Source organism: Polynucleobacter sp. MWH-P3-07-1 (assembly GCF_018687555.1).
Taxonomy (GTDB): Bacteria; Pseudomonadota; Gammaproteobacteria; order Burkholderiales; family Burkholderiaceae; genus Polynucleobacter.
Genome location: NZ_CP061296.1, coordinates 1477697 through 1496105 on the forward strand (window position 1 = coordinate 1477697; position 18409 = coordinate 1496105).

The 18409-nt window shown below is 45.9% G+C and carries 19 protein-coding genes and 1 tRNA gene; 12 read left to right on the forward strand and 8 right to left on the reverse strand.

Annotation, left to right across the window (positions count from 1 at the left end):
• Positions 1 to 32 precede the first annotated feature (32 nt).
• The 4 genes from ICU98_RS07660 to ICU98_RS07675 all read right to left on the reverse strand — a co-directional run bounded on the left by ICU98_RS07660 (position 33) and on the right by ICU98_RS07675 (position 2437).
• Positions 33 to 554 carry a DUF2878 domain-containing protein gene (locus ICU98_RS07660; RefSeq protein WP_251365331.1) on the reverse strand — a complete coding sequence of 174 codons (522 nt, stop codon included), beginning with the start codon at positions 552 to 554 and terminating at the stop codon, positions 33 to 35.
• 54 nt (positions 555 to 608) lie between these two features.
• Positions 609 to 685, reverse strand: a tRNA-Met gene (locus ICU98_RS07665).
• Positions 686 to 716: 31 nt separating this feature from the next.
• Positions 717 to 1334, reverse strand: a complete 618-nt coding sequence (locus ICU98_RS07670; RefSeq protein WP_215351922.1) for a flavin reductase family protein — start codon at positions 1332 to 1334, stop codon at positions 717 to 719.
• A gap of 5 nt (positions 1335 to 1339) precedes the next feature.
• Positions 1340 to 2437 carry a linear amide C-N hydrolase gene (locus tag ICU98_RS07675; protein WP_215336291.1) on the reverse strand — a complete coding sequence of 366 codons (1098 nt, stop codon included), beginning with the start codon at positions 2435 to 2437 and terminating at the stop codon, positions 1340 to 1342.
• Positions 2438 to 2709: 272 nt separating this feature from the next.
• Here ICU98_RS07675 and ICU98_RS07680 point away from each other — a divergent pair, with 272 nt between their 5' ends.
• The gene (locus ICU98_RS07680; protein WP_215351924.1) at positions 2710 to 3339 is read left to right on the forward strand and encodes an MOSC domain-containing protein; all 630 of its coding nucleotides are present in this window, start codon (positions 2710 to 2712) and stop codon (positions 3337 to 3339) included.
• 58 nt (positions 3340 to 3397) lie between these two features.
• Here the strand turns inward: ICU98_RS07680 and ICU98_RS07685 are convergent, their stop codons facing one another.
• Positions 3398 to 5068 (reverse strand): MFS transporter, encoded by a 1671-nt coding sequence (locus ICU98_RS07685; RefSeq protein ID WP_215351926.1) that lies wholly within the window; start codon positions 5066 to 5068, stop codon positions 3398 to 3400.
• A gap of 156 nt (positions 5069 to 5224) precedes the next feature.
• On the opposite strand from ICU98_RS07685, the gene ICU98_RS07690 reads away from it, so the two are divergent.
• On the forward strand, positions 5225 to 6823 hold the full coding sequence (locus ICU98_RS07690; protein ID WP_215351928.1) for a gamma-glutamyltransferase family protein: 1599 nt from the start codon (positions 5225 to 5227) through the stop codon (positions 6821 to 6823).
• Here ICU98_RS07690 and ICU98_RS07695 read toward each other — a convergent pair.
• Both ICU98_RS07695 and ICU98_RS07700 read right to left on the reverse strand, forming a co-directional pair.
• Positions 6810 to 7439, reverse strand: a complete 630-nt coding sequence (locus ICU98_RS07695; RefSeq protein WP_215351930.1) for a trimeric intracellular cation channel family protein — start codon at positions 7437 to 7439, stop codon at positions 6810 to 6812. The two genes, ICU98_RS07690 and ICU98_RS07695, sit on opposite strands and share 14 nt — an antisense overlap.
• Positions 7440 to 7451: 12 nt before the next feature.
• Positions 7452 to 7976, reverse strand: a complete 525-nt coding sequence (locus ICU98_RS07700) for a gamma carbonic anhydrase family protein (protein ID WP_215351932.1) — start codon at positions 7974 to 7976, stop codon at positions 7452 to 7454.
• Positions 7977 to 8067: 91 nt separating this feature from the next.
• Between ICU98_RS07700 and ICU98_RS07705 the strand changes: the two genes are divergently transcribed.
• Both ICU98_RS07705 and ICU98_RS07710 read left to right on the forward strand, forming a co-directional pair.
• Complete coding sequence (locus ICU98_RS07705) at positions 8068 to 8430, forward strand: Rap1a/Tai family immunity protein (protein ID WP_215351935.1); 363 nt, start codon at positions 8068 to 8070, stop codon at positions 8428 to 8430.
• Positions 8431 to 8456: 26 nt separating this feature from the next.
• Positions 8457 to 8744: a glycine zipper domain-containing protein gene (locus ICU98_RS07710; protein WP_251365332.1), complete on the forward strand. Its 288-nt coding sequence runs from the start codon at positions 8457 to 8459 to the stop codon at positions 8742 to 8744.
• A gap of 28 nt (positions 8745 to 8772) precedes the next feature.
• Here the strand turns inward: ICU98_RS07710 and ICU98_RS07715 are convergent, their stop codons facing one another.
• Positions 8773 to 9165, reverse strand: a complete 393-nt coding sequence (locus ICU98_RS07715; protein ID WP_251365333.1) for an OsmC family protein — start codon at positions 9163 to 9165, stop codon at positions 8773 to 8775.
• 74 nt (positions 9166 to 9239) lie between these two features.
• Here ICU98_RS07715 and ICU98_RS07720 point away from each other — a divergent pair, with 74 nt between their 5' ends.
• From ICU98_RS07720 to gmhB, 8 genes are read left to right on the forward strand one after another with little or no spacing between them, the layout of a single operon-like run.
• A complete protein-coding gene (locus ICU98_RS07720) occupies positions 9240 to 10502 on the forward strand; it encodes a putative Na+/H+ antiporter (RefSeq protein ID WP_215351938.1) in 1263 nt (420 codons plus the stop codon).
• 58 nt (positions 10503 to 10560) lie between these two features.
• Complete coding sequence (gene miaB, locus ICU98_RS07725; RefSeq protein WP_215351941.1) at positions 10561 to 11907, forward strand: tRNA (N6-isopentenyl adenosine(37)-C2)-methylthiotransferase MiaB; 1347 nt, start codon at positions 10561 to 10563, stop codon at positions 11905 to 11907.
• Positions 11897 to 12355: an rRNA maturation RNase YbeY gene (gene ybeY / locus ICU98_RS07730; protein ID WP_215351943.1), complete on the forward strand. Its 459-nt coding sequence runs from the start codon at positions 11897 to 11899 to the stop codon at positions 12353 to 12355. The genes miaB and ybeY overlap by 11 nt, the downstream gene beginning before the upstream one ends.
• A 44-nt stretch (positions 12356 to 12399) precedes the next feature.
• Positions 12400 to 13245, forward strand: a complete 846-nt coding sequence (locus ICU98_RS07735; protein WP_215336306.1) for an HlyC/CorC family transporter — start codon at positions 12400 to 12402, stop codon at positions 13243 to 13245.
• 14 nt (positions 13246 to 13259) lie between these two features.
• On the forward strand, positions 13260 to 14765 hold the full coding sequence (gene lnt, locus ICU98_RS07740; RefSeq protein ID WP_215351946.1) for an apolipoprotein N-acyltransferase: 1506 nt from the start codon (positions 13260 to 13262) through the stop codon (positions 14763 to 14765).
• Positions 14766 to 14814: 49 nt separating this feature from the next.
• Positions 14815 to 15702, forward strand: a complete 888-nt coding sequence (glyQ, locus tag ICU98_RS07745; RefSeq protein WP_215351948.1) for a glycine--tRNA ligase subunit alpha — start codon at positions 14815 to 14817, stop codon at positions 15700 to 15702.
• Entirely contained in the window at positions 15699 to 17837 is a 2139-nt protein-coding gene (gene glyS, locus ICU98_RS07750) for a glycine--tRNA ligase subunit beta (RefSeq protein ID WP_215351951.1), read from the forward strand. Before glyQ ends, glyS begins: the two co-directional genes overlap by 4 nt.
• A complete protein-coding gene (gmhB, locus tag ICU98_RS07755; RefSeq protein WP_215351954.1) occupies positions 17834 to 18406 on the forward strand; it encodes a D-glycero-beta-D-manno-heptose 1,7-bisphosphate 7-phosphatase in 573 nt (190 codons plus the stop codon). The genes glyS and gmhB overlap by 4 nt, the downstream gene beginning before the upstream one ends.
• The last annotated feature ends 3 nt before the right edge of the window (positions 18407 to 18409 follow it).

Consider the following 18409-nt stretch of genomic DNA (forward strand, 5'->3'; position numbering starts at 1 on the left):
CCCTCATGCCAAGGAATTTACAGATTTTTCTTTCAGGCCCTGTCGCTTGTTGTTTTATTCCAATAGAAAAATAAGGGGATAGCGACAGCCCACACTAGAGATATCAGGGCCATACCCGGTAATTTGTCGCCCATACCCCAGTTACCCGCTCCCAACTTCATTCCCGCCTCGTATGAGAGGGGTCCTGCAATTGCTCCCAGCGCAGCCCCCAATATGGGCCTCCCTTTTAACCAGATCAAAGAGCCATTGATCGTGCTGGCGACCAATATCCATAGCGCCCACATCCAGGCAGGGGATAAATATTGACTGGGCCAAACATCATTAAAGCCTAAAAAGCCTAAATTCATTATTAGTGAGTCAGCACTCACTCCGTATAGAAAGGCTTTGCATAATAGAACCCCCTCCGCCTTCCGATCCTCAGATTGCCATATATGAAAAAATACATAGAGCAGGGTTCCAAGTACCGCCCAGAATGCCTGGTTATGGGCCGCACCCAAAACACAAGCAAACCACCCTACTTGAAAGAAAATAAAGTTCCAAACTTTAGCCATCATTCATTAAACCCCAGATATGAAAAAGGCCACTGCGCAACGCAATGGCCTTCAATTTGGTGGCGAATCAGGGATTTGAACCCCGGACCTGCGGATTATGATTCCGTCGCTCTAACCAGCTGAGCTAATTCGCCGAACTAGTTATTATAAGATGAAAAACAACTCTTAGCGAGGTCTCAATAGCTCAAAGAGCTGATCTTGTCCAATTGTGAAGTAATCACCACGGCCCCCAGCCCTGAGGATATGACCTGCAGTAGCAGTGTCATAGATACCGTCTTTTAATAAAGATTGATCGATATGAATATTCACCACCTCCCCCAATACCAACCAAGTCTCCACTTTTTCCCCTGAAATCCCTTTGAGTTGAAGGATCTCGGTGCACTTACATTCAAATGCAACTTTAGCCTTCGCCACTCTTGGGGGAATCACTAATTTGGATGCAGCCTTTTCAAGACTGAGGGCATCAAACTCGCTGGTTTCGGGTGGAAAAGCGGCCGAAGATTGATTCATCACTTCAGCCAAATCTTTGGTAACTAAGTTCCAAACAAACTCACCCGTCTCTTCAATGTTTCTGACCGTATCTTTGTAGCCCACGCTAGAAAAGCCAATGATGGGTGGAACATAGTTAAAGGCATTAAAGAAACTATAAGGAGCAAGATTGGCTACACCCGCTTTGCTTTGCGAAGAAATCCACCCAATCGGCCTGGGCCCAACAATGGCATTAAATGGATCATGGGATAAGCCATGTCCATTCTTGGGTTCATAGGAATACATCTGCGACATACGTTTTAATTAATTGGAATATAGGTCTGAGGTTTATTCAGATCGTAGTACTTAACATCTTTAGCATTGAAATCGATTTTCTTCATATCAAATGACTGCACATTCGTAGTCTCAAACATTTTGACGTAGTACATCATGTTTTTGTTATCGGCTACAACAGTCCACTCAGTAATCTCAATTCCACCAGCGCCGCCACCATAGGCATTGGTTGCTGGCAAGCTAATCGCGCCAGGCGGAATATCAAAGCTACCCAAGATATGCCAAGCCGTATGGGTTTGCTGATCCGTACTCACATTCGTTGGTGCAGATTTTGACAGGAAGAGTGCGCGAATAAATCGACTTGGGCTCAGGTAATCGCCAGGCAAGCCATGCAAGCCACTGCCAGAACTAGGAGGAACATAAGCGACCCCATTGATCACCATCGGATCTTTTTCAACTGGGGTCAAGTTTGCGTAGTTACCAATGCTATTGAGCTGATCTCTGAAGGCGGGATCATTGGTCATCACAGTCACAGGATTATCTGTAATCACTAGCTCGCCCTTGAGATACTCAATCACGATGCTCTTACCTGTTGCATCATGCAAAGTCATCCGCACTGGTGCTGATTGATTATGAAATGCAGGAATAATTGAGCGATTCACTTTGATCTTTTCAAAGCCGACTTTTACTTCACCTACAGTCGCAAAATTCGTTAAGGCATACATCAGCATTTGTACCGAGGCGATGCTATTAGCGGAATCAGCAGGACTTACTTTTTGATACTCGGCAGTATTGGGTGCATTCAGCAAACCCCCTACCAAACCTTTTTCATTCATACCATCGACTAGCACTGGCAGGCCTAAGCCATTCATTCCAACAGCGGCATATTTGGTGGTCCAATTCAAGCCAGAACCAGGCTTGCTATCTACGCCAACACCTTGCGCTTGGTAATTACGAGGAATGACGGTAAGTTGGGACTTAAGAGGTAAACCGAATTCCATCGTGCGGCCATATACGAAGCCACCATCATTACCTTTTAATAAAAAACTGGTGCAAGCATTACCTGTCATTGGGCTCAAAGCAAAAGTACTTGCAAGTGCTATCGTGAGTATTTTTTTAATCATGATCAAAACCCTAAAAATGATTGGATGGATGAGTTAATAAATCAATACTAACCACTCTTTATGACTCCCCCTATTGGGAGAAGCCATTAGCGCAAGATATTAAATTGAGGTATCTTTGCTAGATTCTTAGCAAAAGACAAAAGCCAGCATTGCTGGATCATCCAGAAATGCATTTGCACAGTAGATACTGACGCGGTAAAGCAATGGCAGCAAGTATTCATAAAAGTAAGTCATTACCCCTATTTTAAAGCCCAACTGAAAGTGACCCTAATATGACTCAAGCTCCCTCTGGAAAGCTCCTCTCCATTTCCATTGGAAAAGTAAGCGGACTATTTGCTCAAAACGGTTCCGAACCCTCTAGGGTGATATCAGCTATTCATAAGCAATCGATTAGCAATCTCGATAATCCCATTTCAGTAGAAATTACCAAGCTGGGTGTGCAAGGTGATGAGCAGGCCGACCTCACAGTTCATGGCGGAATTGAAAAAGCCATTTATGTATATCCATCCGAACATTACGTTTTTTGGAACGAACTCCTCACACGAGAAACAAAACGGCCTGTCAATTTAACGCCAGGGTCCCTTGGGGAAAACTTCACTATCGAAGGCTTACTCGAGACGAATGTATACGTTGGTGACATTCTCATCATCGGCGATCTTGAGTTCTCAGTAGTCAAATTGCGCGAGCCCTGCTTTAAGTTCAATGCCAAGATGGGATACAAGGGTGCCGCTAAAGCCATGCTGCAATCGGGTTTCAGTGGCTGGTATCTCAGGGTCAATCGGGTCGGCGCACTCGCTGCTGGTGCCGGTATCGAACTCATACCTGGCAGCCGCCAAACATCGATTGCCGATCAAAATACGGCATTACTCCATCGCAGTAAACAGCAAGATTTATGGGAATAAAAAACCCGACCAAGTGGTCGGGTTCTTATTAAAGCTCAGTAAGACTGTATTCAACTACTTAGTCACGTGCGTAAATATCCACATCTTTAGTTTCACGAACGAACAAGGTACCTATAACCAATGTCATTGCAGCAATGATGATTGGGTACCAGAGACCGTAGTAAATGTTACCGTTCTGCGCTACCAAGGCAAAGGAGATGGTTGGCAGCAAGCCACCGAACCAACCGTTACCAATATGGTATGGCAAGGACATTGAGGTGTAACGAATACGGGTTGGGAACATCTCTACCAACATTGCAGCGATTGGGCCGTACACCATCGTTACCAACAAGACCAAGAAAGCCAAGAGCAAGAAGGTTGCAAAGTAGTTAATTGCAGCTGGATCCGCTTTGACTGGATAGCCGGCAGCTGTCAAGTCATCACGAATCGCTTTCTTAAATGCTGCATCTTTTGCTTTTGCTTCAGCTGGATCGAGACCTTTTGATGAATAACCTTCAATCTCAGTTTCGCCAATCTTGACCTTAGCCACGCTGCCTGCTGGTCCAGCCACTGTGGTGTAGCTAGCGGAGTTGGAAGCCATCACCTGTTTTGCAATATCGCAAGAGCTGGTGAACTTCGCAGTACCGGTTGGGTTGAACTGGAAAGTACATTCAGACAAATCAGCAGTAATTGTCGCTGGTGATGTAGCCATTGCATTTTCCAATGCAGGATTCGCAAAGTGTGTCAGTCCATTGAATACGGAGACTGGAGTATTTGGAATATAGGTAATCACCGCCAACAACAAACCGCCCATGATGATCACCTTACGACCAATTCTGTCGGACAAGCTACCAAATACGACAAAGAATGGTGTGGCAACCAACAAGGCAGCCGCAATCAATAGATTAGCTGTCTTAGCATCTACTTTGAGAACTTGAGTTAGGTAGAACAAAGCATAAAACTGGCCTGTGTACCAAACCACAGCTTGGCCAGCAACCAAACCAAACAAAGCCAAGATCACAATCTTCAAGTTCTTCCATTGGCCGAAAGATTCGCCCAAAGGTGACTTAGACAGCTTGCCATCTTCTTTCATTTTCTTAAATGCAGGGGATTCATTCATTGACATACGAATCCATACTGAAACACCTAAGAGTGCAATCGAGACGATGAAAGGAACACGCCAGCCCCAAACTTCAAAATCAGGTCCGGTAATTTCACGAGTGAACAAAATCACTAACAAGGAAAGGAAAAGACCCATTGTTGCTGTGGTCTGAATCCAAGCAGTGTAAGCACCGCGCTTACCATTTGGAGCGTGCTCTGCAACATAAGTTGCCGCACCACCATACTCGCCACCTAAAGCTAAGCCTTGCAATAAACGCAGAGCGATCAGTAACACTGGAGCGGTCACACCAATCGTTGCATAGTTTGGCAAAATACCAACTACAAAGGTGGATCCACCCATAATCAGGATAGTCACTAAGAAGGTGTATTTACGACCAATCAAATCACCGAGGCGACCAAATACCAATGCACCAAAAGGGCGAACGATAAAGCCGGCAGCAAAAGCCAATAAGGCGAAAATGAAAGCAGAGCCCGCATCTAAGCCTGAGAAGAATTGCTTGGCAATAATGGCAGCCAATGAACCGTATAGATAAAAGTCGTACCACTCAAAGACTGTTCCGAGTGAAGATGCAAAAATAACTTTGCGTTCTTCAGCAGTCATTGGGGCTGCTTTGGTAGATGTTGACATCTGTAGCTCCTAAATATTTTTATGGATTTAAACAACGAAGCAATTATGCTGTGAAAAATTTGAGATAAATCCATTACTTAGGGTAATTCCTCATCAAAACAGATTGGGGTTTTCCCGCGATCTACAATTGAGTATTCAATAAGGCTAAGTCGATATATGCAACAAAAATGGGGTATTCAAGGAATGGCGGTTGCACCTCATTCCCTAGCATCAGAATCTGCAGTAGCCGTTCTGCGAGAAGGCGGTAACGCATTGGAGGCCATGATTGCGGCAGCTGCAACCATTGCCGTGGTGTATCCCCACATGAACTCGATTGGCGGAGATTCTTTTTGGGTCATTCACTCCCCCGGCAAAGCCATGGGCGGCATTGATGCCTGTGGGGCTGCTGCAGGCCTGGCCACTAAACAATGGTATGCGAATCAAGGCATTACTAAAGCCATCCCTTTCAGGGGTGCAGTAGCTGCAAATACCGTTGCAGGAACGATTTCAGGCTGGGGGGCTGCACAAGCACTTTCTCAGAAGGCCTTAAGAGGCAAGATCCCGCTGTCACGATTACTAGCAGACGCAATTCACTATGCAGAAGCTGGTGTGCCAGTCACTTTCAGTCAATCTAGCTTGACTGCTAAGAAACGAGAAGAGTTAAGTCCCATTCCTGGTTTTGCAGAAACCTTTCTTGTTAATGGATGTGCTCCAGCAGTCGGCAGTATTTTCAAACAAGAGCGTCTGGCAAAAACCTTACGACAAATTGCCAGAAAAGGAACCGAGGATTACTACCGCGGCGATCTTGCTGAGCTGCTGGCCAAAGAGCTTGCTGAACTAGGAAGCCCACTACGACTTGGTGATTTGCGTCGCCATCATGCCAAGCTGATTGATCCTCTCGAGCTCAAACATAGCTTGGGCAATGTTTACAACATGACCCCGCCAACGCAAGGTGTTGTGTCCTTAATGATTCTAGGGATTCTGGATCAACTCAATCTCAAGCGCTTCAAAGTCGATAGCGCAGAATATGTTCATCACTGTGTTGAAGCAACCAAGCAGGCGTTTAAAGTGCGCGATCAATTCGTTACCGATCCTGCATACATGAAAAAACATGCGCAATCTTTTTTAGCTCCTGCTTTTTTAAAGAAGCTAGCAAAAAATATTGATCCTGAAAAAGCATTACCTTGGGGCCAGGGCAAAGGTCCAGCGGATACGATCTGGATGGGTGTAGTTGACAAACAGGGCAATAGCGTTTCTTTCATTCAAAGCATTTATCACGAGTTTGGTGCCGGGATTGTGTTGCCAAGTTCAGGCGTCAATTGGCAAAACCGTGGCTGCAGTTTTTCTCTAGATCCAAAAACACTCAATCACCTTGAGCCTTATCGCAAACCATTCCACACCCTCAATCCTGCACTCGCTTTATTCAAAGATGGCAAGACGATGGTGTACGGAACGATGGGTGGCGATGGACAACCCCAAACGCAATGTGCAGTCTTTACCAGAACGGCAACGTATGGCCTTGATCCACAAGATGCCATCAGTCGCCCACGCTGGTTACTTGGGCGTACTTGGGGTCAGACAAGCGACAGCCTCAAACTCGAATCCCGCTTTAGCCCTTGGGTTGCGAAAGAATTGCATGCACTGGGTCATGAAATTGAAATGCTCGACGCCTTCGATGAAACCGTGGGACATGCTGGCTGCATTATTCGCGAACCTTCAGGCACTTTAAGGGGTGGCTGGGATCCCCGCAGCGATGGAGCAGTTAGCGCGTTTTAGTGATGAAAGCTTTGGGCACGCTCAAATTCCAATGAATCGCTGCTGCACGCAAGCCAAAGATGGCGAACATGCACAGCACTGCGGATTCGAGACGGTATTGCGGCAAAAAGTTGAGCGCTAGAATATAAAGACAACATCCCAATGTAACGGGGATTGCATACAACTCATGTGACATGAGTAAGGTTTTTCTACCTGCCAAAATATCTCGCAATAAGCCGCCCCCAATCGCGGTGATTACCCCCAAAATTACTGGTGCTACTGGCAAACCAAAATCCAGCTGCCATGCTTTGAACGCCCCTTGAATGCCAAATAAGGCTGCGCCCAAACCATCCAAATACAGCATGGATCGATAAATTTGGGGTTGAGTAAAAAAAGATTCAGCAACAAAGGTAGCCATACTGGCGGCTAAAGCAAGCCATACATACAGTGGCGCTTGTGACCAAAAACTGGGGACACCCAAAATGATGTCTCGAATCGTTCCACCACCAATTGCGGTAATCACCCCCAGCACTAGGACTCCAAAAAGATCAACGCCACGGTCCGCAATCGCCAACACTCCCGTTACTGCGAAAGCAATGGTGGCAACAATGCTGATCCAAAATTGAATATCTGACATGGCAAGTCTAGATTAGGAAATAGGCTTGAGGGTCTTTAGATAGCGCTGCGCATTGCTGACGTAACGTCCAGCAATTTCTTCGATCTTTTTTATTTGCTCATCATCAAGCATCTTCACGACTTTGGCTGGTGAACCCAAAATCATCGAACCGTCTGGAAACTCTTTGCCCTCTGTTACAAGCGCACCTGCGCCCACTAGGCAATGTTTACCAATTTTGGCGCCATTCAAAATCACGGCACCGATACCAATTAGACTGCCATCACCAATTTGGCATCCATGCAACATCACCTTATGACCTACTGTGACGTGCTTACCAATCAATAGCTCAAAGCCAGGGTCGGTATGTAATACCGAGGCATCCTGAACATTACTACCCTCACCGATCTGAATCAGATCGTTATCACCTCGAATCACAACCTGGGGCCAAATGCTCACGTTTTCATGAAGCTCTACGCGACCAATCACTTCAGCGCTTTCAGCAACCCATGCGCCCTTCGCTAATAAGGGGACAATGCCGTCAAGTTCAAATATAGCCATAAGTCATTATAGGATTACCCTAATTGATCGCATGTTTAGACTAATCGATCATATACTGATAGCTATAAATCACTTACTCAAGGGGGATTACATGAAAAAAATACTGGTGGCTCTGAGCATCTTCGCCAGCTGCGTTAGCAACGTCTATGCGGATGAAAAAGTTCCCGTCTTAAGTACTCAAGAATTAGTGAACTCCTGCAAATTACCGGCAAGTCCTGAGGCCCGGAGTTTCTGCATTGGGTATACAACGGCAATTTATGACACCTATTTAGCCACGCGTCATCCGCAAAAGGCTAAGCCCTTTATTTGCGTTAAACAACCTGCCCCACAACGCGATGAAGTCATTGGTGATTTTGTCAAATGGACTGGCACTAATCCTCAAGCTGCCGACAAGCCAGCCGCGGGAACATTTCTAGGCTTTTTAGCAGTGCGCTTTCCTTGTGCTAAACAATAAATCCGTTCAATCTTAGGAGTAGTTATATGAAAAAAATGATCGCCCTCCTCATTGCTGTATTCGCTATGACAGCTTGCTCAAATATGAGTAATACTGAACAACGCACTTTGTCTGGCGCAGGAATTGGTGCAGCTGCCGGCGCTGTTGGTACTGCCGTTCTTCATGGCAATCCGATTTGGGGTGCTGTTGGTGGTGCGGCCGTTGGTGCAGCATCAGGCTATGTTTATGATGCTTATAAGAAACAACAGGCATCAGAATATAACGCTGGCTACAAAGCCGGTAAGACCGGCTCAACACCTGCCGCCCCAAACTAAATTTATTTTTACTACAGCCCAGCTTGGTTTAGTTAACCAGCTGGGTTTTTATTTGGATCTCGCCTGAGAGTGCTTTATGAATTGGGCATTTATTGGCAATCTCTAAGAGGCGCTGTTTTTCCTCTTCTGCTAACTCACCAAATAATTGAATATCACGGTTAAATTTTTCAATATCATTCTCACGCTCAACCTGCACTGTGACAATTGCATTAGTTAAGTTCATCGATTTACGACCAGCGTACATTTTCAGGGTCATGCTGGTGCAAGAAGCTAAAGCAGCAGCCAAGTACTCATGTGGGGAAGGGCCAGTGTTATCGCCCCCTGAAGCAGCCTCGACATCCGCCAGCAAGTGAAAATCTCCGATCGCAAGCTTTTGCTGGAAGGAGCCTACTCCGAACTGGGATTGTGCATTTCTGATCATGACGTTCTCTTTATTTAATTTCGACTAATTCTGAAGGTTATTTATCTGGAAAGATCTACTGATACTATGCCGGTATGAACTTCACTCTGTCTGAAATCGGCGCTAGTACTATTTTTGCGCTTGCAGTATTGCACACTTTTAGCACCTCTTATTTTGAGGATTTGGCTAAGAGTCATCCAAAGCATGCAGGCCTTTGGCACCTACTGGGTGAAGTTGAAATCGTCTTTGGTTTTTGGGCTGCCATCCTCATTATTTTTTTGGCTCTAGTTGATAATTTAGAAACGGCTAGACATTACGCTAGCACCAGAAACTTCACCGAGGCTCTTTTTGTTTTTGCCATTATGGTTGTCGCAGGCAGTAAACCCATTCTCAATTGCGTCACTCATATCCTACACGCCATTGGCAAGGTTCTCCAGGCTGTTTTAAGGACGAAGTCGACCCCCACTTTATACTTTTTAACCCTGAGCATTACACCCATACTAGGCTCATTCATTACCGAAGCGGCTGCAATGACCTTGGCGGCTTTTTTACTAAGAGATCTGGTGTATCGCCACTCTTGCTCCAAACTGATGCTCTTCGGTACGCTAGGCGTATTGTTTGTCAATATCTCGATTGGTGGCACGCTCACAAACTTTGCAGCACCTCCCGTGCTCATGGTGGCTTCCGCCTGGAATTGGGATAGCGCCTTCATGATGAGTCATTTTGGCATCGAGTCTTGTATTGCGATTTTGATTAACGCATTACTCATCACCTGCTTATTGCGAAAAGAGTTTGTTGAACCCAAGTCCAAAACGAGTCTCGACAAAACACCGATAGCAGTAACCTTAGTTCATCTTTTATTTTTGGTGGGGGTTGTCGTTTTTGCGCACGACCCAGTGATCTTTATGTGGTTGCTTCTGTTTTTCATTGGCTACACCACTGCATACCCAAAGTACCAAAGCCCACTCATTTTGAGGGAGGCTTTATTGGTAGGCTTCTTCTTGGCCGGATTAGTTGTCCTAGGCGGACTTCAAGAATGGTGGCTACAACCGATTTTGCAAAACATGAGCCCAACCGCTGTCTTTTATGGTGCGCTTGGTCTAACCGCCCTAACCGACAATGCAGCCCTGACGTACTTAGGCTCCCTGGTTACTGGTACATCGCTGGAATTTAAACTGGCCCTAGTCGGTGGTGCGGTTGCTGGAGGCGGCCTCACAGTCATTGCGAATGCCCCCAATCCTGCAGGATTGGCTATTCTGCGGCCTTATTTTCCAAATGCCGCTGTTTCCGCCGGCATGTTGCTCTTAGCCGCCATTCCGCCTACTCTGGTAACGATTCTCGCCTATCGATTCCTCTGACTTAGACAATCCCGTAAAATCAACGCTTCGCCCCCAGTTATAAACCTGAGAACGGCATATGAAGAAGCTCTATATCAAAACCTTTGGCTGTCAAATGAATGAGTATGACTCTGACAAGATGGCCGACATCCTCCATGCCGATGAGGGCATGACTATCACCGATACACCTGAAGATGCTGATGTTGTACTTTTGAACACCTGCTCGATTCGGGAAAAGGCAGAAGACAAAGTGTTCTCTGACCTCGGCCGATTACGAGAACTTAAAAAACGTAAACCCAATTTACTCATTGGGGTAGGTGGTTGTGTTGCCAGCCAAGAAGGTCAGCAAATTATTAATCGGGCGCCGTATGTTGATGTCGTCTTTGGCCCACAAACACTCCATCGCCTGCCTGATCTGATTGCGCAACGCCATCAAACTGGCAGGCCTCAAGTGGATATCTCATTTCCAGAAATTGAAAAGTTTGATCATTTGCCAGCTTCACGTAAAACCCGCGGCTCTGCATACGTCTCGATCATGGAGGGCTGCTCTAAGTATTGTAGTTATTGCGTAGTGCCCTATACCCGAGGCGAAGAAGTCTCACGTCCCCTTGATGATGTTTTGACCGAAGTGGCAAGCTTGGCAGCACAAGGCATTAAAGAAATTGTTTTGCTGGGGCAAAATGTAAACGCTTATCTGGGTAAGATGAGTGACGGCAGTGAACTTGCTGACTTCGCTTTACTAATTGAGTATGTTGCAGAAATTCCGGGGGTTGAGCGGATTCGCTTTACAACCAGCCACCCAAAAGAATTTACGCAACGCTTAATTGATGTATACGCAAAAGTACCTAAGCTCGTTAGCCACTTACATTTACCTGTTCAGCACGCCTCCGATTCCGTCCTCTCTGCCATGAAGCGCGGTTATACCGCCTTGGAATACAAAAGCATTATTCGAAAAATGCGCGCTGTCCGGCCCGATCTCACACTCTCTAGTGACTTCATTGTTGGGTTTCCAGGTGAAACCGATGAGGACTTTAATAAGTTACTCAAGATGGTTGAAGAACTTCAGTTTGATAATAGTTTTTGCTTTATTTTCAGCCCCCGGCCTGGAACGCCTGCCGCCAACTTGACTGATGACACGCCTTATGAGATCAAACTCCAACGCCTACAAACCCTGCTGGCACTAATTGACTCACAGGGAGAAAAAATTAGTCAACGCATGCTTGGCAATACCGAAACCATCCTGGTTGAGGGTCTTGCAAAAGACGGGGTCAATCTTCAAGGGCGGTCTGCAAATAATCGCATTATTCACCTCGAACTACCAGATCATAATGGGGACGACTGGATCGGAAAAATGCTGGACGTCAAAATCACAGAAGTATTGAATTACACCTTACGCGGTGAATTGATTGAATCCCATGTCATCTAAACTTCAGATTGATATTCAATTCGCAAGTCCAGCAATCGAAGCGGCCATCAATCAAGTCGCATCTAATACCCTTTTAAAAAAATGGATCAAAGCTGCTACCAATAAAGTAGGTCTCATTACCATTCGCTTTGTGAATTCCGCTGAATCAAAGAAGATGAATGCTTCTTACCGAAAGCAAGACAAAGCAACGAATGTCCTGACCTTTCCCTATGCTTTAGATAAAGCCAGTCTCAATGCTGACATCATCTTATGCCTACCCGTCATTCAAAAGGAAGCCAAAGTGCAAGGTAAGACGATGAAATCGCATTTAGCCCACCTTGTCATTCACGGCTGCTTACATGCCCAAGGCCATGATCATGAAATTTCCAAGCAAGCTCTAAAAATGGAAGCACTTGAGATTAAGCTACTCAAAGAGCTTGGTTTTGCCAATCCCTATACCCCTCAGTAATCCACTGTCACCAATTTCATCCCCATCTACGCTATTCTTGCACCATGCCCGACCCCAATAAATCATTACTTGAACGCTTAACCGCTTTTCTAAGTCCCGTACCCATTAGCAGCACAGAACGTCGTCAAGAATTAATCCTGACACTTCGAGAAGCCGAATCTGAGGGGCTGATCGATGCAGATGCCTTATCAATGATTGAAGGCGTATTCCAAGTGGGGCAGCTATGTGCGCGCGATATTTTGGTGCCTCGCGCCCAAATTGATTGGATTGATATCAACCTACCCTTAGCAGAAATTATTCAAAATGTGATTACTGCTGCTCACTCCCGCTTCCCTGTATTTGAAGGTAGCCGAGATAACATCATTGGCACCCTGCTTGCTAAGGATCTTCTCCGCAATGCCAGTGAAAAAGATTTTCAGGTACGCGATTGGTTACGACCTGCCGTGTTTATTCCTGAATCAAAGCGTTTGAGCGTGTTACTAAGGGATTTTAAAGACAACCGCAATCATTTAGCGATCGTGGTCGACGAGTACAGCGGTGTAGCCGGAATTATTACCATTGAAGATGTGCTTGAACAAATTGTGGGCGACATCGAAGATGAGCATGATGTTGATGAAGAAGCTGACAATATCATCGCCTTAGATAATGGTGATATCCGGGTCAAGGGTATTACTGAGCTCGAACAATTTAATGAAGTTGTAGGGACTGATTTTTCTGAAGAGGATATTGATACCGTTGCCGGTCTTGTTATTCAACATCTGGGTCGAGTACCTAAAATTGGTGAGCTCATTAAACTGGGGAATATCGAGTTTGAGATTCAGCGCGCCGACCCTAGGCAGATTCATATTTTGTTAGCAAGAAAGATCAATCAGAAACCTACACCTGCTTGAGATTGCATGCTGTTTTGAAAAATCCCGCCCGATTTCTCACCCTCATCTTATTTGGTGCGATTCTTGCCTGCACGGCCGAGCTGCCCTATGGCGGGTGGATTCAAATTCCGATTCTTACCCTAGTTTGGTGGGGTTTACTTCAGTTTAAACACGCATCACTCAAGCAATTTTTGCTAGCAGGCTTGGCTTTTGGTTTGGGCTATTTTGTAGTGGGCCTATCCTGGATCTACATCAGCTTGCACGATGTAGGAAAAATGAACTTCCTTCTGTCATGTGCAGCAGTCGTTTTACTTTCTACCTATACCGCAGTATTTTTCTCTTTAGCCTGTCTGCCACTCTATTTCTTTAAGAAAGATTCTTTTTACACCGGATGCTTTCTTGCAGCCAGCTGGGTCTTGATTGAATGCCTACGTGGTTTTTTCCTCACCGGCTTTCCTTGGTTGGGTTTAGCAGAAGCTCAAGTGAATGGTCCGTTTGGGCTAGCAGCTCCTTACCTCGGTGGCTTAGCTTGTACCTTCCTAGCAGTGTGGAGTTCATGGCAACTCTTGCATATTCGCAAACATGCCGTACTCAGCGTTGCTCCGGTCGCACTCATAGTTACTCTTATTCAGATCGGGGGGCTATGGAGTTTTACCAAGCCTACGGGCTCACCCTTAAGCATTGAGCTCGTTCAAGGCAATTTTTCACAGAGTCTCATCTTTAGGCCCGAAGGCGTAATGCAACAAATTGACTATTACTCAAATGTCATGAAGCGCTCTTCCGCTGAATTAATTGTTGCGCCTGAAACTGCCTTCTCTTGGCCTGATATCAATTTACCTCAGGGCACACTGGAGTCTTTACAAGATAACGTTAATCAACATCACAAGACATTACTGTTTGGGATCATCGGCCGACGCATCAATCCAAGCGATGGCAGGGAGTTTTCAAATCGAGCGCTTGGACTAAATCAAAATGCCGCAGTATATGAGTACGATAAATCTCACCTGGTTCCTTTTGGAGAGTTCATTCCCCCTGGATTTCATTGGTTTGTGAATGCCTTCAATGTCCCTTTGAGTGACTTTTCACGTGGCTCGATGAGTCAGCCACCTTTCAGGATTGTGAGAGATGACAAGGATCCACTCTTTGCCGCGATCACCATATGCTATGAAGACGTCTTCGGTAGTGAGCTTGCCACCCGCCTTCGACATAGCCCCGAAGCAACCAATCTATTGATTAACATCACTAATCTTGCTTGGTTTGGCGATTCTCAAGCCCCAGGTCAACAACTCAGACTTTCTCAACTACGATCTCTAGAAACAGGTCTGCCTGCCCTTCGTGCGACCAATACTGGCATTACTGCAGTCCTAGGGCCAGATGGGAAAGTGATTGAGCAATTGCCTAAATTTACGCAAACCTCTTTAGTGGGCTCTGTTCAGGCTTACACAGGCAGAACACCTTATGTCATTTGGGGTAATGCGCCAATTTTGACCATCTCTTTCCTGCTTCTCTTGATTGGCATCATTCGTCAAAGACGGTTTTAGTAATCGCCCAGCTTCGCCATGTAAAATCAATGGCTTAGCTAGGTTAAACATGCTTACATTTCAGCAAATCATTCTTAAACTTCAAGAGTATTGGGACCAACAAGGTTGCGCCCTACTTCAGCCTATTGACCTTGAGGTTGGCGCAGGCACATCGCATACCGCCACCTTTTTAAGGGCAATTGGTCCTGAGCCCTGGAAGGCTGCTTATGTTCAGCCATCCCGCCGCCCTAAAGACGGTCGTTATGGCGAGAACCCCAATCGCTTGCAACACTACTACCAATATCAAGTGGTGCTCAAGCCAGCTCCAGCAAACATCCTAGAGCTCTATTTAGGATCACTGGCAGCACTCGGTTTAGATCTTAAAGAAAATGATGTTCGCTTCGTCGAGGATGATTGGGAAAATCCCACCCTCGGTGCCTGGGGCTTAGGTTGGGAAGTTTGGCTCAATGGTATGGAAGTCACACAATTTACCTACTTCCAACAAGTCGGTGGCATTGACTGCAAGCCCGTACTTGGCGAAATAACCTATGGTATTGAGCGCCTGGCGATGTATATCCAGAATTGTTCCAATGTATTCGATCTTGTTTGGGCGGACGGCATCTCCTATGGTGACGTGTATCACCAGAACGAAGTTGAGCAGTCTTCTTACAACTTCGAACACTCCAATACCGATTTACTCTTTGCGAACTTCAGTAATTATGAGAGTGAAGCAAAACGCTTAATGGAAGTACCTCTAGCCTTACCCGCTTATGAAATGGTTCTCAAAGCCGCCCACACTTTTAATTTGCTGGATGCGCGTGGAGCTATTTCGGTTACCGAGCGGGCTGCCTATATCGGTCGAATTCGGAATCTTTCCCGTGCAGTGGCGCAAGCCTACTTCGAGTCTCGTGAGAAATTGGGCTTTCCGATGTGTCAACGCAGTTCAGCTAAATCATGAGTACATTGAATCCCGGCCCTACTTCAGCCAGCCTTCTACTTGAAGTATTTACAGAAGAGCTGCCTCCCAAATCCTTACGTCGTTTAGGTCAGGCTTTTAGTGATGGGATTACGGATTCCCTTAAAGTGGCTGGCCTGTTAAGCGAAAAATCTATCGTCACTGGGTTTGCAAGCCCCCGTCGCTTGGCTGTCCACATCACAGAGGTGCTTAATCAAGCTCCCGATTATCCAGTCCGAGAAAAATTACTTCCTATTTCTATTGCCTATGATGCGCAGGGTCAAGCTACCGCCCCCTTACTAAAGAAACTGGCTAGCCTAGGTTATGCTGACATTGATCTTTCATCCTTAGAGAAATCAGGTGAAGGGAAGAATGAAGCGCTCTATTTAAATGTAGTTGCAAAAGGCGCAGCTCTAGAGCCTACGGTACAACAAGCGCTCGAACAAACCCTGAGTAAGTTACCAGTCGCTAAGATGATGCACTATCAAGTCACACGCACCAATGGCGACTTGGTCGACGTTCAATTTGCCCGTCCAGTGCATGGCATTGTGGCTTTACATGGCGATAGTCCGCTTCAGATCAGCGCCCTAGGCATTGATTCAGGAAATAAAACCGATGGACATCGCTTTTTATCTCCTGGGGCAATCAAGATTGAGAGTGCCGATCAATACGAAACCTCACTCGAGACCAAGGGAAAAATTATTCCTAGCTTTATAAAACGTCGCCAACAAATTGAGGCGGCACTGCTCAAGGCTGCAGGTGATGATCTGGTGCTGATGCCAGACAGCCTGCTTGATGAAGTGACAGCCCTCGTTGAGTGGCCAGCAATTTATGAGTGTCATTTTGATGCTGAGTTTTTAGAAGTTCCACAAGAATGTTTAATTCTGACGATGCAAACCAATCAGAAATATTTTGCATTAACGGATAAACAAGGCAAGCTCAGAAATCGCTTCTTAATTGTCTCCAATATTCAAACTGATCAGCCTGCAGCAATCATTTCAGGGAATGAACGTGTGGTGCGCCCTCGCTTATCAGATGCACGCTTCTTTTTCCAACAAGATCAAAAGCGTTCCTTGGCCTCTCGAGTAAATGATCTCGCAAGAGTGGTGTATCACAATCAATTGGGTAATCAACTCGATCGCACCAAGCGGGTTCAAGCCATTGCGCTCGGTATCGCCAAATTACTCGGATGGAATGAAACGCTTTCTGCTAGAGCAGCTGAGATTGCTAAAACGGATTTGCTGACTGATATGGTGGGTGAGTTCCCAGAACTACAAGGAATCATGGGTCGCTACTATGCAACTCTCGACAAAGAAAATCCTGAAGTGGCAGCAGCATGCAGTGAGCACTATATGCCACGCTTTGCGGGTGATACTTTGCCAAGCACTCAAACTGGAACTATCTTGGCTATTGCTGACAAACTAGAAACCTTGGTCGGCATTTGGGGAGTTGGGCTAGCCCCCACAGGCGATAAAGACCCATACGCACTGCGACGTCATGCACTGGGTATCTGTCGTTTGCTGTTAGAAAAAAATCTGTCTTTGAGTCTGCCGACCCTAATTGAACTAGCGCGCCAACAGTTTCCGCAAAAGGAAGTTCAGGAAAAAGCCCAGGTTACTGAAATCAATGAATTTATTCTTGACCGCTTGCGTGCTTATCTTCGCGATCAAGCAATTGACGGCAAACCCTTTACCAACCCTGAAATTGAAGCTGTCTTGAGCCAAGCACCAGAACATATCAATGACATCATCACCCGTCTGTCCGCTGTAAGAGCATTCAATGCCCTCACACAAGCCGGTCAATTGGCGGCTGCTAACAAGCGCATTAGCAATATTCTAAAAAAGACCACCACTGCCATTCCCGACACTTGTTCAGAAAAGCTTTTGCAGGTTCCTGCAGAAATTGCATTGCATCAAGCTTTTGAGGCATTAAAACCCAGTCTTGATTTGGCTTATGGAAAACATCAATTTGTTGAGCTATTAAAAGCATTAGTTGCTTTGAGTGAGCCGATCGATCAGTTCTTCGCGGACGTCATGGTGATGGATCCTGATCCAAAATTACGTGATAACCGCCTGGCCCTTTTACAAGAACTACACCAAAAAATGAATTTAGTCGCGGATCTCGGCAAATTAGCATGAGCAATAGCTCTTCTAAATTCATCATTCTCGACCGCGATGGTGTGATTAACGAAGATCGAGATGACTACGTCAAATCTGTTGATGAATGGATTCCGCTACCAGGTAGCTTAGAGGCTATCGCCCTACTCAATCAAGCTGGCTACCAAATTGCAATTGCAACCAACCAGTCTGGCTTAGCGCGCGGTTTCTTTAGCATCAGTGATTTACATGCCATGCATAACAAGATGGCTCATTTACTCAAGCCCCTAGGAGGGCATATTGATAGCATCTTCTTTTGCCCACACATCGATGCACATGCATGCGACTGTCGCAAACCAGCGCCAGGAATGATGAAAGAAATTGCTTTGCGATATCACAGAAATCAGCACAAACATCCCTTGGAAGGCATTCCTGTGGTTGGTGATTCCCTGAGAGATCTTCAAGCCGGAGTTGCCTTGGGCGCTAGACCTCATCTTGTTCTCACTGGCAAGGGTCAAAAGACTCTAGCGGGCGGAAACCTGCCTGAAGGAACGGAAATCCACCAAGACCTTCTGGCTTTTGCCAATAGCTTTCTCAAGGGCGTAGCATAAAGA

Bases quoted from the DNA above. Each gene is read 5' to 3' on its own strand.
- gmhB (WP_215351954.1), top strand. From the start codon at position 17,834: ATGAGCAATAGCTCTTCTAAATTCATCATTCTCGACCGCGATGGTGTG.
- glyQ (WP_215351948.1), top strand. From the start codon at position 14,815: ATGCTTACATTTCAGCAAATCATTCTTAAACTTCAAGAGTATTGGGAC.
- ICU98_RS07700 (WP_215351932.1), bottom strand. From the start codon at position 7,976: ATGGCTATATTTGAACTTGACGGCATTGTCCCCTTATTAGCGAAGGGC.
- ICU98_RS07675 (WP_215336291.1), bottom strand. From the start codon at position 2,437: ATGATTAAAAAAATACTCACGATAGCACTTGCAAGTACTTTTGCTTTG.
- ICU98_RS07680 (WP_215351924.1), top strand. From the start codon at position 2,710: ATGACTCAAGCTCCCTCTGGAAAGCTCCTCTCCATTTCCATTGGAAAA.
- ICU98_RS07670 (WP_215351922.1), bottom strand. From the start codon at position 1,334: ATGTCGCAGATGTATTCCTATGAACCCAAGAATGGACATGGCTTATCC.
- glyS (WP_215351951.1), top strand. From the start codon at position 15,699: ATGAGTACATTGAATCCCGGCCCTACTTCAGCCAGCCTTCTACTTGAA.
- ICU98_RS07685 (WP_215351926.1), bottom strand. From the start codon at position 5,068: ATGTCAACATCTACCAAAGCAGCCCCAATGACTGCTGAAGAACGCAAA.
- ybeY (WP_215351943.1), top strand. From the start codon at position 11,897: ATGTCATCTAAACTTCAGATTGATATTCAATTCGCAAGTCCAGCAATC.
- ICU98_RS07695 (WP_215351930.1), bottom strand. From the start codon at position 7,439: ATGTCAGATATTCAATTTTGGATCAGCATTGTTGCCACCATTGCTTTC.
- ICU98_RS07735 (WP_215336306.1), top strand. From the start codon at position 12,400: ATGCCCGACCCCAATAAATCATTACTTGAACGCTTAACCGCTTTTCTA.
- ICU98_RS07690 (WP_215351928.1), top strand. From the start codon at position 5,225: ATGCAACAAAAATGGGGTATTCAAGGAATGGCGGTTGCACCTCATTCC.
- ICU98_RS07705 (WP_215351935.1), top strand. From the start codon at position 8,068: ATGAAAAAAATACTGGTGGCTCTGAGCATCTTCGCCAGCTGCGTTAGC.
- ICU98_RS07715 (WP_251365333.1), bottom strand. From the start codon at position 9,165: ATGATCAGAAATGCACAATCCCAGTTCGGAGTAGGCTCCTTCCAGCAA.
- ICU98_RS07660 (WP_251365331.1), bottom strand. From the start codon at position 554: ATGATGGCTAAAGTTTGGAACTTTATTTTCTTTCAAGTAGGGTGGTTT.
- ICU98_RS07710 (WP_251365332.1), top strand. From the start codon at position 8,457: ATGAAAAAAATGATCGCCCTCCTCATTGCTGTATTCGCTATGACAGCT.
- ICU98_RS07720 (WP_215351938.1), top strand. From the start codon at position 9,240: ATGAACTTCACTCTGTCTGAAATCGGCGCTAGTACTATTTTTGCGCTT.
- miaB (WP_215351941.1), top strand. From the start codon at position 10,561: ATGAAGAAGCTCTATATCAAAACCTTTGGCTGTCAAATGAATGAGTAT.